Below are 13,782 nucleotides of genomic sequence, written 5' to 3'. Positions count from 1 at the left end.
GATACCCCTGCCGGGCACGTCACAAACGTCGCAGCGCGAAGAACGAAATGAGGCGAACACCAGCTGTGAGCAGCTCAACTTCCCAGTTCGGACAGAACCAGTGGCTAGTCGACGAGATGTATCAGAAGTTCAAACAGGACCCGTCCTCGGTCGACGCCAGTTGGCACGAGTTCCTCGCGGATTACACCCCCGAAGCGAGCGAGTCCGCTAACAGCCAGCCGCAGGCTCCGGCCGCCGCGGCCGCGACAGCGCCCAAGACGGCCGTGGCGACAGCGCCCGCGCCGAAGGCCGCCGCGCCGCAGCCCGCGCCCGCCGCGAAGCCGGCACCGGCGGCGAAGCCCGCCCCGGCCGCCGCGCCCAAGCCCGCGACCGTGCGCGCGCCGCAGACCACCCCTGCCCCGGTGTCGAACGCACCGGCCACCACCGCGCCCAAGGCCGCCGCGGCCGCCGACGAGTCCAAGGTGCTGCGTGGCCCGGCCGCCGCCATCGCCAAGAACATGTCGGCCTCGCTGACCATCCCCACCGCCACCTCGGTGCGCGCGATCCCGGCCAAGCTGATGATCGACAACCGCCTGGTGATCAACAACCACCTGGCCCGTACCCGCGGCGGCAAGATCTCCTTCACCCACCTGCTCGGCTACGCGATCGTGCAGGCGGTCAAGGCGTTCCCGAACATGAACCGCCACTTCGCCGAGATCGACGGCAAGCCCAACGCGGTCACCCCCGCCCACACCAACCTGGGCCTGGCCATCGACCTCGCGGGCAAGGACGGCAACCGCTCGCTGGTGGTCGCGGCCATCAAGGGCACCGAGGACATGAGCTTCGGCCAGTTCCACACCGCCTACGAGGACATCGTCCGCCGCGCCCGCGAGGGCAAGCTCGGCGCCGACGACTTCTCCGGCGTCACCATCTCGCTGACCAACCCGGGCACCATCGGCACCGTGCACTCGGTGCCGCGCCTGATGCCGGGCCAGGGCGCGATCGTCGGCGCGGGCGCCATGGAGTACCCGGCCGAGTTCCAGGGCATGAGCGACGAGCGCATCGCCGACATCGGCGTGGGCAAGCTGATGACGCTCACCTCGACCTACGACCACCGCATCATCCAGGGCGCCGAGTCCGGCGACTTCCTGCGGACCATCCACAACCTGCTGATCTCCGACGAGTTCTACGACGAGATCTTCCACGGCCTGGGCGTGCCGTACGAGCCGGTCCGCTGGCGCAAGGACATCAGCGAGCGCGGCGTGGACAAGAGCGCCCGCGTGCTCGAGCTGATCGCGGCCTACCGCAACCGTGGTCACCTGATGGCCGACACCGACCCGCTGCGCCTGGTCAAGGACAAGTTCCGCAGCCACCCCGACCTCGACGTCACCCAGCACGGCCTGACCCTGTGGGACCTCGACCGCACCTTCAACGTGGCCGGTTTCCACGGCCAGGAGCGGATGAAGCTGCGCGATGTGCTCTCCATCCTGCGCGACGCCTACTGCCGCCACGTCGGTGTGGAGTACACCCACATCCTCGAGACCGACCAGCTGCAGTGGATCCAGGACCGGGTCGAGCAGAAGCACGTCAAACCGACTGTCGCGCAGCAGAAGTACATCCTGAACCGGCTCAACGCCGCCGAGGCGTTCGAGACCTTCCTGCAGACCAAGTACGTCGGCCAGAAGCGTTTCTCGCTCGAGGGCGCCGAAGCCGTCATCCCGATGATGGACGCCACCATCGACCAGTGCGCCGAGTACGCGATGGACGAAGTGGTCATCGGTATGCCGCACCGCGGCCGCCTCAACGTGCTGGCCAATATCGTCGGCAAGCCGTACTCGAAGATCTTCACCGAGTTCGAGGGCAACATGAACCCGGCGGCCACCCACGGCTCCGGCGACGTGAAGTACCACCTCGGCGCGCACGGCCAGTACCTGCAGATGTTCGGCGACAACGAGATCGCGGTCTCGCTCACCGCCAACCCCTCGCACCTGGAGGCGGTCGACCCCGTTCTCGAGGGTCTGGTGCGCGCCAAGCAGGACCTGCTCGACAAGGGCGACGGCCCCGACGGCTTCTCGGTCATGCCGCTGATGCTGCACGGTGACGCCGCGTTCGCCGGTCAGGGCGTGGTCGCCGAGACGCTGAACCTCTCGGGTCTGCGTGGTTACCGCGTGGGCGGCACCATCCACATCGTGGTGAACAACCAGATCGGTTTCACCACCGCGCCGGAGAACAGCCGCTCCACCGAGTACTCCACCGACATCGCGAAGTTCATCGGCGCGCCGATCTTCCACGTCAACGGTGACGACCCGGAGGCCTGCGACTGGGTCGCGCGCCTGGCGGTCGACTTCCGCCAGAAGTTCCGCAAGGACGTCGTCATCGACCTCGTCTGCTACCGCCGCCGCGGGCACAACGAGGGCGACGACCCCTCGATGACCCAGCCGGAGATGTACGACGTCATCGACACCAAGCGTTCGGTCCGCAAGGCCTACACCGAATCGCTGATCGGCCGTGGCGACATCTCCATGAAGGAGGCCGAGGACGCGCTGCGCGACTACCAGGGGCAGCTCGAGCGCGTGTTCAACGAGGTCCGCGAGCTGGAGAAGTACAGCCCGGAGCCCTCGGAGTCGGTCGAGGACGACCAGAAGGTGCCTGCCACCGTGCAGACCGCCGTCGACAAGTCGATCCTGCAGCGCATCGGCGACGCGTTCAACACCCCGCCGGACGGCTTCAACGTGCACCCGCGCGTCAAGCCGGTGCTGGAGAAGCGCCGCGAGATGGCCTACGAGGGCAAGGTCGACTGGGCCTTCGCCGAGCTGATGGCCTTCGGCACGCTGATCGACCAGGGCCACGACGTGCGCCTGACCGGTCAGGACTCGCGCCGCGGCACCTTCACCCAGCGCCACGCGGTGATCATCGACCGCGTCAACGCCGACGAGTACACCCCGCTGCACAACATCGGCTCGGAGAAGCCGGGCTGGTTCGCGGTGCACGACTCGGCGCTGAGCGAGTACGCCGCGGTCGGCTTCGAATACGGCTACTCCCTGGGCAATCCGAACGCCCTGGTGCTGTGGGAAGCCCAGTTCGGTGACTTCGTCAACGGCGCGCAGTCGATCATCGACGAGTTCATCTCCTCCGGTGAGGCCAAGTGGGGCCAGCTCTCCGACGTGGTGCTGCTGCTGCCGCACGGCCACGAGGGCCAGGGTCCCGACCACACCTCCGGCCGCATCGAGCGCTTCCTGCAGCTGTGCGCGGAGGGCTCGATGACCGTGGCGGTGCCCTCGACTCCGGCGAACTACTTCCACCTGCTGCGCCGCCACGCCCTCGACGGCATCCGCCGTCCGCTGATCGTCTTCACCCCGAAGTCGATGCTGCGCAACAAGGCCGTGGTCTCCGACATCAAGGACTTCACCGAGTCGAAGTTCCGTTCGGTGTTCGACGAGCCCACCTACGAGCAGGGCGTCGGCGACACCGCCAAGGTCAAGCGCATCCTGCTGACCTCGGGCAAGCTCTACTACGAGCTGGCCGCCGAGAAGGCCAAGCACAAGCGCGAGGACGTGGCCATCGTCCGGATCGAACAGCTCTACCCGATCCCGACCTACCGCCTCAACGAGGCACTGGCCAAGTACCCCAACGCGACCGACATCGCCTGGGTCCAGGAGGAACCGGCCAACCAGGGCGCCTGGCCCTTCTTCGGCCTCAACCTCCCGGAGGTCCTGCCCGACCACCTCGGCAAGCTGCGCCGCATCTCCCGGCGCGCCATGTCGGCCCCGTCCTCGGGTTCGTCGAAGGTCCACGCCGTGGAACAGGCCGAGATCATCGCCGAGGCCTTCGAGCCGACCACGTAATCTCTTCCAGCACAACGGCCGACGCCGGGTGGATCACCACGATCCACCCGGCGTCGGCCGTTGTCAGGCCAGCAGGTTCCGCAGGACCGTGCGGACGTGTTGTTCGGTGAGCCCGCGCAGTTCGGCGCGGCCGATCCGGTTGCCGCGGACCGTCAGTGTGGTGTCCACGTACACGTTCTCGTCGAGCACACCGATGCGTACCTGCGTCACCGCGCGCCCGTCCTCGTTGGCGCTCTCCTGCACGAACGCGTCTTCGCCGAGCCCGGCCAGGTATTCGAAACTCGTGTCCGGGTCCGAGATACGGTCGCCGACGAGGTAGGTGAAGTTGTCGTATTGCCGTCGCCGATCACCATCCGCCCGCGTGACCTTCAGGGTCAGCGACACGGTGAGATCACCGAAGGTGCCGGAGCAGAAGCCGGTCGAACCGAGGGGCTCCCCGTCGCTTTGCCGCCATTCGGCGCTGCCGCGACGCGTGAGTTCCGCCAGATCCATCAGCTCGCAGTGATCGCCGGGCTCCAGTTCGCGGTACTTACGCGAGGCCGGGGTGTCGATCGGCGTGCCCGGTATCCAGGACGAGTCCTGCGCCCCGCGCCCCAGCCACATCGCGGCGGCGATCACGAGGACCACCACCAGCGCGCAGGCCGACACCGAGGCGACCAGCCAGGGCATCGACAACCGTCGTCGTGGCGTCATGCGAGGCGCTCCCAGAGTGCTCGTCCCTGCTGCTCACAGGCACGCGCCATCTCCGCGTCGTCCACGGTCGTCTTCGCGGGCGTGTGCAGCGTGACCGCGACGACCACGTTGTCGTCGAAGAGGCCGAACTCGCAGGTCGGGCCGTACATGAAGGCCAGACGGCGGACATAGAGGTAGGAATCGTCACCGACCCCGAGCGTGCGCTCCCCCGCAGGCGTGCCGGTCGCCGACACGCGTGCCGACTCCCGGTCGCTGTGGAAGAACGCCTCGGCACTGTGGCCGTCGTTCACGACCTTGGCGAGCACGGTGACCCCGAGACCGCGGTAGGAGATCGAGCAGTGATGACTCGAATACGGATCGGAGTCAACGGATTCGGAGTGCACGGGTGATTCGGGCGCCGACCCGCCGAGCTGTTCGAGGGCAGCCGGATCGAGCAGCTCACAGGCGTTCGCGACACTCTGCGTGGTGTAGACCCGGGCCGGTTCGCCACGGATCAGGTCGGTGGTGGTCATGACGACCAGCAGGGCGACCGTGGCCGCCGTCAGCACGGCGGTGAGCGCCCAGGGCAGCAGCGGCCCGCGCCGTTTCCACCGCGGATCGGGCGACCCGGCCGCGACAGCGGGCGAACTGCTCGGGGACGGTGCCGTGGGTTCGAACACCCTGGTCGCCGCGGCGGCGAGATCGGCACAGCGGGCGAATCGATCCTCGGGCCGTTTCGCCATCGCGGTCGCGATGACCGCGTCGATGCCGCGCGGCAGCTCCGGCCGGAGCTCGGAGGGGCGTGGCGGTGGCGCGCCGAGGTGCGCGGCGATGACGGCGGCCTGATCGCCGCGCGGGAAAGGTGTGCGGCCGGTGAGCAATTGGAACAGCGTGCAGCCGAGGGAGTAGATGTCGGCCCGATGATCCACCGTGGCCCCGTGGAACCGTTCGGGTGCGGCGTAGGCGAAGGTCGCCGCCATCCCGGACAGGGTGACGGTGTCGTCGAGCGTACGGGCGATGCCGAAGTCGGTGAGCAGCGCCGTTTCCCGGCCCGCGGCGTCCCGTTCGACGAGCAGGTTCGCGGGTTTGACGTCGCGATGCAGCACACCCTGTTCGTGCGCGAAGTCCAGCGCCGCGGCGGCACCCTGGATCAGACGCAGGGCCCGGGCCGGGTTCAGCCCGCCGGGCTCGGCCTCGAGCAGACCGATCGCGTCCCCACTCGCGACATATTTCATCGACAGCCACAGCACCGGGTCCTGCGGACCGCTGCGATCGTAGACGGAGACGATATTGGGATGCTCGAGCCGCGCGGCGACCGTCGCCTCACGCTCGAAGGCGTTGCGCGCCTTGCTGTCCAGCGACAGCCCGTGGCCCAGCACCTTGATCGCGACCCGGCGGTTCAGCCGCGGGTGCCCGGCGAGATACACCGCCCCCATCCCGCCGGTGCCGAGGAGCCGTTCGATCGTGTAACCGGCGAACAGTGTTCCGCGTTCCACCCCTGCCCACCTTCTACCGCCGCCGTCCAGGGCGCGACATCGCCCGACACCCCTGGGTCGGATCGAATCTAGGTGCCTGCGATGGCCCGGGCAACTCACGTCCCCTGGTGGGCCACCGCACGACACCGTCGGCGCGGGCCGACACGATTCACCCGGCGTCCGCCGCAGTCCGCCCCGCCACCACAGCGGTCCCGCACGGAAGCGGCCGCCTCCTCTTACACGGTCCCGAGGATCGGAAACGCATAGCAAACCACGAATCCCGCAGTCCCACAATTTCTTTGGTAACCGCTCGGCCGCCGTTCAGCGGCCGCCGATGAACTTCTCGGCGGGGATGAACAGTTCGTGGCCGGAATCGAAGCGGAGACGGACGCCTTCGGGAAGCCAGTCGACCGCGGCGAATTCCAGGTTGTCGGTGCCGGTGAAGTCGACGCGGACGAAGTGGCCGTAGGCCAGGGCCGGGTCGCGGCCGGAATAGATCTGGTGGTGGCGGTCCCTGCCGAGCAAGGTGCGTGTCTCGTAGATCGCCACGTAGTGGGTCGACCCGTCGGCGTAGCTGACCGAATCCGGCTGCCGGTTCTGGTCGACGACGCGGTGTGGGTGGATCTGGCTGTCCAGCACCATGACCATCGCCAGTACCAGCAGCCCGAGAACGAACCCGATCACGGCGGGGACCAGGCCGCCGCCTCCCGCTTTTGCGCTTCGCCGAATGTCCCCCACCGGGACGACACTAGACCCGCACCGAGCCGACGGCCCTCCCGTGGCGCAACTGACAGAGTTCTCTTATCCGGCTCCCCGGTGCGGCTCACGGCCGGCCGGTAGTGTCCGCCGGACGGACGGACAGGAGTCGAGATGACCGGCACACGCAACGGGTACCTGCTGGTCGGCGCGATGGCGTCGATCGGGGCGGGGGCCGTGCATTTCCTGGCGGCGGGCATGCACACCGAGCACGCGACGCTGGCACGGCTGATGGTGGTGCTCGCGGCGGCACAGTGTGTGACCGGGCTGCTGGTGCTGGTGACCGAACGCAAGGCGGTCGCGCTGTCGGTGCTCGCGGTGAACGGGTTCGCGGCGGCGGTGTGGGTGTTCACCCGGTTCGCGGATGTGCCGTGGATCGCCGGATTGACCGCGGAGGCACCGCAGGTGGCCGACACGGTGTGTGCCGCGCTGGGTGCGCTGGCCGTGCTCGCGGTCGGGGTCGGGCTGGTGCGGCCCGGTGCGGGTCTGCCGCCGTCGCGGTCCGGGATCGCGGCCGCCGCGGTCGGTGTGCTGGCGCTCGCCGCGATGCTCAACGGTGTCGGGCACGTGCACAGTCACGGCGACGGCGACCACGCGCATGCCGCCGGCGACGACCACTCCCACAGCGAGCATCCCGACACCGGCGACGCCTGGCCGCGCCCGTTCGACCCCACCCAGCCGGTCGACGTCTCCGGCGTCCCCGGCGTCACCGCCGAGCAGGAACAGCGGGCCACCGCCCTGATCCGCAGCACCCTCGACGGCCTGCCCGCCTTCGCCGACGTGACCACCGTCGGCGCCCTCGGCTTCCGCTCGATCGGCGACTCCGCCACCGGTTACGAGCATTTCATCAACACCGGCTATATCCGCGACGACGCCTTCCTCGACGCCACCCGCCCCGAATCGCTGGTCTACCGGGTCGACGGCACGAACCGCACGCTCGTCTCGGCCATGTACATCGCCAAGGGCAAGAAGATCGACGACCCCGACCTGGTCGACTACGGTGGCGCCCTCATGCAGTGGCACGTCCACGACAACCTCTGCTGGCGCGCGGGCGACAACGGTCCCCAGGTCGCCGGCGTCACCGACGAGCAGGGCAACTGCCCGCCCAACTCCATCAATCCCGGCTCCGGCAACCCGATGGTCCACGTCTGGATCGCACCCCACCAGTGCGGACCCTTCGCCGCGCTGGAAGGCCACGGCGCGGGCCAGGCCGCCGCCGACGGCCGCCGCACCGACACCTGCGCCACCGGCCACGATCACGGCGGCGGGCACAAGTAGTCCTCAGCCGTCACGCCCGGTGCGGCTCACCGCGATTCCCGCGCGGATCGCCGACACCGCCGCGCCGGGATCGTCGGCCCAGAACGCGACGACCGATGCCGTGAATTCGCCGTGCGGTGTCATGAAGGTCCGGGGCTCGACGAGGTCGAGGCGAACGTTCGTCGAACTCCCCGCGACGACCGCCAGCGTATTCCCGTTGAGCTGCAAGGATTTCCCGTCGTAGCCGCTCAGATCCTGGTGGACCGCGCGGACTTCGTGCAGGTCCAGGTCGAGACGGGTGCGGCGCAGGTAGCGCACGCGCAGCCGCTCGCCGGTGAGCACATGGGGATAGACATGATGCGCGGCGATCATGCCGATCATCAACAGCACTCCCCAGATGCCGAGCACCAGCGCGACGATCCGCACCGGCGCCCACGGGATGAGAAAGTGCACGGCCGGGATCTCGATCGCGCTCACCACCAGGAATGCCCACAACACCGGCGATTCCGCGCCCGCGTACCGAATCGGCACGCCATCGGCGATGTCGGGCCTGCGCGCGACCACCCGCACGAGACTCACCCACATATCCGTCTCCAGCCGGACGAACCCCAACACCATCGCACGCATCGAACCCCTCCTTTGCAATACAAATGCATCGTAAAGAGTGATGGGCACCTATGGCAATACGACTGCATCGTGAAAAGATGGGCCCATGCCGAAACGGGTGGATCATGAAGCACGGCGGGCGGCGATCAGCGACGCGGTGATGCGATTGCTCGCGCGCGAGGGCCTGGAGGCCATCAGCCTGCGGAATGTCGCCGCCGAAGCGAGCGTCTCGGCGGGGCAGGTGCAGCACTATTTCCCCAGCAAGGACTCCATGATGGAGTACGCGGCGGGCGCCATCGCCGAACGGATCGGCGCCCGGGTCGCCACCGCGGGCCCCGACCCCGATCTGCGCCAGATCCTCACCGCGCTACTCCCCACCGACGCCGACTCGGCCGCCGACGCCCGCAGCCTCATCGGCTATCTGGCGTTCGCGTCCGTCCGCCCCCAGGTCGCCGCGACCATGGCCACCAACGGACGGTCCTTCCGCGACCATCTCGCCACCATGCTCCCCGACCACCCCGATCCCACCACCGCCGCCGACACCCTCCTCGCCCTCCTCGACGGCCTGGCCCTGCACGCCACCCTCGGCCAGATCTCCCCCGACCGGGCCCGCACCCTACTCACCGCGGCGATCGACACCACGCTCGCGCGGCGTTGAATCGGGGAAGTCAGTCGGCGGAGCCCTTGGGGTCGACCGCGCGGGCGAGGTCCAGGTCGAGGGGGAAGGGGAGGTCGACCTTCATGCGGCCGTGGTGGATGCCGGTGGTCGAATACTTCCCCGTCGCCGGGTCGAGCTGGTAGGCGTAGACCACCGCCCGGCCGTCGACGTTCTCGACGCGCCAGAAGTGCGGGATACCGGCTTCGGCGTAGAGCTGGGGCTTGCGGTGACGGTCGCGTTCGACGGAGTCCGGGGAGACGACCTCGATCGCGAGGACGACGTCCTCCGGACGGAACGTGGTCTGGTCGAGCCCGGTGAATGCCGCCGTGTCGACAACCATGACGTCGGGTTCAGGTCGTTGCCGCGCACCCAGCGTCACTGTCATCTCACGGATGACGGTGTACTCCCCGGGAATCTGCGCGAGCAGCTGCCATTCGAGGAATCGGATGAGAAGCAGGTGAAACATCATCTGCGGACTCACGAAAACCAAGCTCCCGTCGATCAACTGAGTGTGCGGCGGCAGTTCACTCAGATGGTCCAGGTCCTCGGCGAAATATCCCCCCGGTGGCGGCACCGGCCAGCTCAACGGGGCCCGGCCCCCCGGTGGCATCGGCTCCGCTGTCATCGGTTCCTCGCTCGTCGTACGGCGATCATCTGACACCGCCCAGTATGGCACACCGGCAGCGGCACCAAGTGGGCATTATCGCTGCTCAGACGCAGCGCGACGGCTGGTCCGCGAGGCATGGACAGCACCGCGGACCAGCCGCCGGGATCACGATCGCACGGGCTGGGTGACGCGGCGGGCGGCGACCGCGGCAGCGGTCTCGGCCATCACCAGTTCCGCGTTGATCTGCGCGCCCGCCATCGCGCCCGCGGCCGAGGCTGCGCCGACCTGGGCGGTGGGCTCGCTGAGATTGCCCGCGATCCAGACGCCGGGGACGGTGGTGCGGCCGACCGGGTCGGCGGGGAGGTGATCACCCATGCCCGACGGGTGCGGCTGCGGGGGCAGTCCGAGACCGGTGAGGAAATCGGCGCGAATGCTCGAGCGCGGGGCGACCACGAGGGCGTCGCGTTCGAGCACCGTGCCGTCGGCCAGGCGGACTCCGGCGAGCCGGTCGCCGGCCGAGAGGACCTCGGCGACTTCGCCTTCCACGATCCGGATGCCTCGCGCGGCCAGCTTCTCGGCGTCCTCGTCACCCGGTGCCTGCGCGGTGTGCGCCAGGTAGACGACATCGTCGCTGAGCTGACTGAACAGCAGCGCCTGGTGCACCGACATCGGCCCGCTCGCGAGCACGGCGATCCGCCGATCGCGCACCTCCCAGCCGTGGCAGTACGGGCAGTGCAGCACGTCGTGCCCCCAGTGTTCGCGCAGACCAGGGATCTCCGGAAGCACGTCGGTGATGCCGGTCGTCACGAGCAGGCGCCGGGCCAGGACGGTCCGCCCGTCGGCGAGGGTCACCCGGAACCCGGACGAATCCCGCGCCCCGGCAGGCATTTCCGCACCGCGAGGATCGGCGGGACCGGGCACCGAGTCCTGATCGCTCCCGTCGATCCGATCGACCGCGACGACAGCCCCGTCCACCACCTCCCCGCCGTACCCGACCACCTCGGCCCGCCCCTGCGCGACCAGTTCCGCGGGCGGCGTCCCGTCGCGGGCCAGCAGTCCGTGCACACCCTCGGCGGGTGCGTTGCGGGGCGAGCCCGCGTCGATCACCAGGACCGAGCGTCGCGAGCGCACCAGCATCAGTGCCCCGCTCAGGCCGGCGGCGCCACCGCCGATCACCACCACGTCATACGAATCGTTCATCTCGACCTCCTTCGCCGACCACCCTGCCGACCACCCCACCGAACTGGCAAGGTTATTTGCCGCTATGGCAAACTGGCTGACATGGACGACCTCGAACAGACCCTCGACTCGGTCGGCCCCCGCCTGCGCGCCCTGCGCTCGCAGCGCCGCACCACCCTGGCCGACCTTTCCCAGGAGACCGGCATCTCGGTCAGCACGCTGTCGCGACTGGAGTCCGGCGACCGCAAACCCACCCTCGAACTGCTGCTCCCCCTGGCCAAGGCACACGGGGTGACCCTCGACGAACTCGTCGACGCCCCCGCCACCGGCGACCCACGCATCCACATGCGCCCGATCACCCGCCACGGCATGACCATGCTCCCGCTCACCAAGCGCGCGGGCGGTATCCAGGCGTTCAAGATGATCATCGCCCCGGGGGCGACCGACCGGCCGCAGACCCCGCAGGTGCACGAGGGTTACGAGTGGCTCTACGTGCTCAACGGGCGCCTGCGCCTGATCCTCGGCGACAACGACATCGTGCTCACCCCCGGCGAGGCCGCCGAGTTCGACACCCATGTCCCGCACTGGTTCGGCGCCGCCGACGACCAACCGGTCGAATTCCTCAGCCTCTTCGGCAAGCAGGGCGAGCGCGCTCATCTGCGCGCCCGCCCCCGGGGTTCGGACTGACGATCAGCCGAGTGTGAAGCTCGCCCGGCCGGAGATGTGCTCGGCGGTCAGACCGACCAGGGCTGCGGCGGTGGCCAGGGTGGCGATCCGGCGCGGCCGCGACAATGGTCTCGATCTCGCAACGCGCCCGTCCGGCCGGGACCGGCGACGATCCTCGCCCGCGGTCGTATTCTGAGCCCGACCAGCACTTCCGCCGAGGAGGGCAGATGGGCGAGCGGCATTCCCCGAAGGCGAGCCGGTTCCGGTTCACCGTCACCGTCGTGCTCCTGCTGCTCACCGGCGTGCTGGTGATCGCCGGGGTGCTGGCCCGCTACCTGCACTCGGACCTGCTCGACACCGACCGCTACGTCGCCATCGTGGGCCCACTGGCCACCGAACCGGCCATCCAGGACGCGGTGACCGACCAGGTCGGCGCGGCGATCCTGAACCGCCTCGACGACACATCCCTGGCCCAGGACCTCGCCGCCGCCCTCACCGATGACGACACCGCCGCGGACTCACCCCGCCTGCAGGCCGCCCTGCGCGCCCTGCCCGCTCTGCTCCGCGCCGAGCTCGACGACCTGGTCCGCCAGACGACCGAATCGGTGGTGCGCAGCGAGCAGTTCGCCGAGCTGTGGACCTCGGCCAATCGTGGGGCACACACCGCGGTGAGCGGGGTGCTCACCGGTTCCGGACCGCTCGAGGTCGACGAGGACGGCACGGTGCGCGTCCCGCTCGACCAGGTCGTGGAGGTCGTGCGACAACGGCTGCGGGAGCGCGGCGTGGAGGTCTCCGGCGAATCGCGCACTATCAACGCGGAAGTGGTCGTCTTCCAGGACGAACGGATCGCGCGGGCCCAGCACTGGACCCGCCTGCTCGACCGCGCGGCCACCGGGCTGCCGGTGCTCGCGCTGCTGCTCGCCGTCGCCGCGATCGTGATCGCCCCACCGGGCACCCGCCGCCGCGCGGTCGCCCTGCACGGCGCGATCCTGATCGCCGCCATGGCGCTGCTCGCGGTGGCGATCGCGCTCGGCCGTCATTTCTACCTCTCGGCGGTGTCGCTGAATCCGGAGGTCGCGCGCCTGCTGTTCGACACCGTTACCGACCCGGTGCGCGAGAAGCTGCGCGTGGTCGCCGCCTACGGCGCCGTGCTGGTGGTGTTCGCGCCGCTGACCGGGCCGTCACGTCCCGCACGGGCGGTGCGGGCACGGATCGCGGCGGGCTGGGCGGCGATCATCCGCCGACCGGGCCTGGCGAGCTGGTGCGCGGTCGGCCTGGCGGCGCTGGTTCTGGTGTTCTGGACATCGCCCTCGATCACGGCGCTCGTGGTGGTCGCGGCGGCGGCCTGCGCGGCCGTGGTGACGATCCAACTGCTCGCCCGCCGCGCACAGCGTTGACCTCAGCTCTGGAGCGCGGTGATCAGCGCGGGACTCAAGGCCAGCGCGGGCAGTGACTCCACCAGCAGCTCGACCAATTGCTCACGGGTGACCGGCTTTTCGAGCATCCAGGTGAGGATGGTCTCCTCGACGAAGGCGATCCAGCCGCGGATGGCGAGGGTGAGCCGGGCCAGGTCCGGGTCGTTGGGCGGTAGCGGCAGTTCGCTGACGATGAGGTCGGCGATGGTGGCACGGGTGCTGTCGACATAGCCCGACATCTCCGGGGTGATGCTGGCCGGGCCGCGCAGCACCGAGCGATAGGACGCCGAGTGCTCGGTGACGTAGTCGACGAAACGGTCGATCGAATCGCGCAGCATGTCGAACAGCGACAGTTCCCGGTTCGGGGCGATCGCGGTGTAGAACTCCTCGATCACGTGCCGGGCGATGGCCTCGTGGAACTCCTGCTTGGACGCGAAGTAGTGGAACAGCAGGCCACGCGAGATGCCTGCCTGCTTGGCGATGTCGTCGACCGAGATGTCCTCGAGCGAACGCCCGGCCAGCATCTCGGCGCCGAGGGTGATCAGCTGCAGCCGACGTTCCTCGGGGCTGAGCCGGATGCGCTTGGTCTCGCCGGAAGTCCTGATGGTCACGCCGCCCATCGTAGCGCTACTGAACTCGATTCAATAGCTGTTGACTCCGGCTCAAT

12 protein-coding genes are annotated in these 13,782 nt (G+C 69.2%); 5 read left to right on the top strand and 7 right to left on the bottom strand.

What is annotated here, in order from left to right; all coding sequences use genetic code 11:
• The first annotated feature begins 47 nt into the window (after positions 1–47).
• Positions 48–3,824 carry a multifunctional oxoglutarate decarboxylase/oxoglutarate dehydrogenase thiamine pyrophosphate-binding subunit/dihydrolipoyllysine-residue succinyltransferase subunit gene (locus ACWEMY_RS06310; RefSeq protein WP_452389110.1) on the top strand — a complete coding sequence of 1,259 codons (3,777 nt, stop codon included), beginning with the start codon at positions 48–50 and terminating at the stop codon, positions 3,822–3,824.
• A 63-nt stretch (positions 3,825–3,887) separates the two neighbouring features.
• Here ACWEMY_RS06310 and ACWEMY_RS06305 read toward each other — a convergent pair whose 3' ends face one another.
• From ACWEMY_RS06305 to ACWEMY_RS06295, 3 genes are all read right to left on the bottom strand, one after another.
• The gene (locus ACWEMY_RS06305) at positions 3,888–4,517 is read right to left on the bottom strand and encodes a hypothetical protein (protein ID WP_452389109.1); all 630 of its coding nucleotides are present in this window, start codon (positions 4,515–4,517) and stop codon (positions 3,888–3,890) included.
• On the bottom strand, positions 4,514–5,992 hold the full coding sequence (locus tag ACWEMY_RS06300; RefSeq protein WP_452389108.1) for a serine/threonine-protein kinase: 1,479 nt from the start codon (positions 5,990–5,992) through the stop codon (positions 4,514–4,516). The genes ACWEMY_RS06305 and ACWEMY_RS06300 overlap by 4 nt, the downstream gene beginning before the upstream one ends.
• Positions 5,993–6,292: 300 nt before the next feature.
• Positions 6,293–6,655, bottom strand: a complete 363-nt coding sequence (locus ACWEMY_RS06295; RefSeq protein WP_452389107.1) for a hypothetical protein — start codon at positions 6,653–6,655, stop codon at positions 6,293–6,295.
• A 186-nt stretch (positions 6,656–6,841) separates the two neighbouring features.
• Between ACWEMY_RS06295 and ACWEMY_RS06290 the strand changes: the two genes are divergently transcribed.
• Positions 6,842–8,005: a hypothetical protein gene (locus ACWEMY_RS06290; protein WP_452389106.1), complete on the top strand. Its 1,164-nt coding sequence runs from the start codon at positions 6,842–6,844 to the stop codon at positions 8,003–8,005.
• Positions 8,006–8,008: 3 nt separating this feature from the next.
• Here ACWEMY_RS06290 and ACWEMY_RS06285 read toward each other — a convergent pair whose 3' ends face one another.
• Complete coding sequence (locus ACWEMY_RS06285) at positions 8,009–8,611, bottom strand: hypothetical protein (RefSeq protein ID WP_452389105.1); 603 nt, start codon at positions 8,609–8,611, stop codon at positions 8,009–8,011.
• Between the two features lie 85 nt (positions 8,612–8,696).
• Between ACWEMY_RS06285 and ACWEMY_RS06280 the strand changes: the two genes are divergently transcribed.
• A complete protein-coding gene (locus tag ACWEMY_RS06280; RefSeq protein WP_452389104.1) occupies positions 8,697–9,248 on the top strand; it encodes a TetR/AcrR family transcriptional regulator in 552 nt (183 codons plus the stop codon).
• Between the two features lie 10 nt (positions 9,249–9,258).
• Here the strand turns inward: ACWEMY_RS06280 and ACWEMY_RS06275 are convergent, their stop codons facing one another.
• Entirely contained in the window at positions 9,259–9,858 is a 600-nt protein-coding gene (locus tag ACWEMY_RS06275; protein ID WP_336085922.1) for a Uma2 family endonuclease, read from the bottom strand.
• Positions 9,859–10,020: 162 nt separating this feature from the next.
• Positions 10,021–11,055, bottom strand: a complete 1,035-nt coding sequence (locus ACWEMY_RS06270) for an NAD(P)/FAD-dependent oxidoreductase (RefSeq protein WP_452389103.1) — start codon at positions 11,053–11,055, stop codon at positions 10,021–10,023.
• Positions 11,056–11,136: 81 nt separating this feature from the next.
• On the opposite strand from ACWEMY_RS06270, the gene ACWEMY_RS06265 reads away from it, so the two are divergent.
• Positions 11,137–11,721 carry a helix-turn-helix domain-containing protein gene (locus ACWEMY_RS06265; RefSeq protein ID WP_375929790.1) on the top strand — a complete coding sequence of 195 codons (585 nt, stop codon included), beginning with the start codon at positions 11,137–11,139 and terminating at the stop codon, positions 11,719–11,721.
• A gap of 206 nt (positions 11,722–11,927) precedes the next feature.
• The gene (locus tag ACWEMY_RS06260; protein ID WP_452389102.1) at positions 11,928–13,097 is read left to right on the top strand and encodes a hypothetical protein; all 1,170 of its coding nucleotides are present in this window, start codon (positions 11,928–11,930) and stop codon (positions 13,095–13,097) included.
• A 2-nt stretch (positions 13,098–13,099) separates the two neighbouring features.
• On the opposite strand, the gene ACWEMY_RS06255 is transcribed toward ACWEMY_RS06260, so the two are convergent.
• The gene (locus ACWEMY_RS06255) at positions 13,100–13,735 is read right to left on the bottom strand and encodes a TetR/AcrR family transcriptional regulator (RefSeq protein WP_452389101.1); all 636 of its coding nucleotides are present in this window, start codon (positions 13,733–13,735) and stop codon (positions 13,100–13,102) included.
• Positions 13,736–13,782 lie beyond the last annotated feature (47 nt).

The sequence above is a fragment of the Nocardia sp. NPDC004415 genome (assembly GCF_053602435.1).
The sequence above is the reverse complement of the archived record's forward strand: the minus strand, read 5'-3'. Positions and strand labels throughout refer to the sequence as shown.

Coding starts and splice junctions, on each gene's coding strand:
- ACWEMY_RS06310 (WP_452389110.1), top strand. CDS start 48: ATGAGGCGAACACCAGCTGTGAGCAGCTCAACTTCCCAGTTCGGACAG.
- ACWEMY_RS06305 (WP_452389109.1), bottom strand. CDS start 4,517: ATGACGCCACGACGACGGTTGTCGATGCCCTGGCTGGTCGCCTCGGTG.
- ACWEMY_RS06290 (WP_452389106.1), top strand. CDS start 6,842: ATGACCGGCACACGCAACGGGTACCTGCTGGTCGGCGCGATGGCGTCG.
- ACWEMY_RS06285 (WP_452389105.1), bottom strand. CDS start 8,611: ATGCGTGCGATGGTGTTGGGGTTCGTCCGGCTGGAGACGGATATGTGG.
- ACWEMY_RS06280 (WP_452389104.1), top strand. CDS start 8,697: ATGCCGAAACGGGTGGATCATGAAGCACGGCGGGCGGCGATCAGCGAC.
- ACWEMY_RS06275 (WP_336085922.1), bottom strand. CDS start 9,858: ATGCCACCGGGGGGCCGGGCCCCGTTGAGCTGGCCGGTGCCGCCACCG.
- ACWEMY_RS06270 (WP_452389103.1), bottom strand. CDS start 11,055: ATGAACGATTCGTATGACGTGGTGGTGATCGGCGGTGGCGCCGCCGGC.
- ACWEMY_RS06265 (WP_375929790.1), top strand. CDS start 11,137: ATGGACGACCTCGAACAGACCCTCGACTCGGTCGGCCCCCGCCTGCGC.
- ACWEMY_RS06260 (WP_452389102.1), top strand. CDS start 11,928: ATGGGCGAGCGGCATTCCCCGAAGGCGAGCCGGTTCCGGTTCACCGTC.
- ACWEMY_RS06255 (WP_452389101.1), bottom strand. CDS start 13,735: ATGGGCGGCGTGACCATCAGGACTTCCGGCGAGACCAAGCGCATCCGG.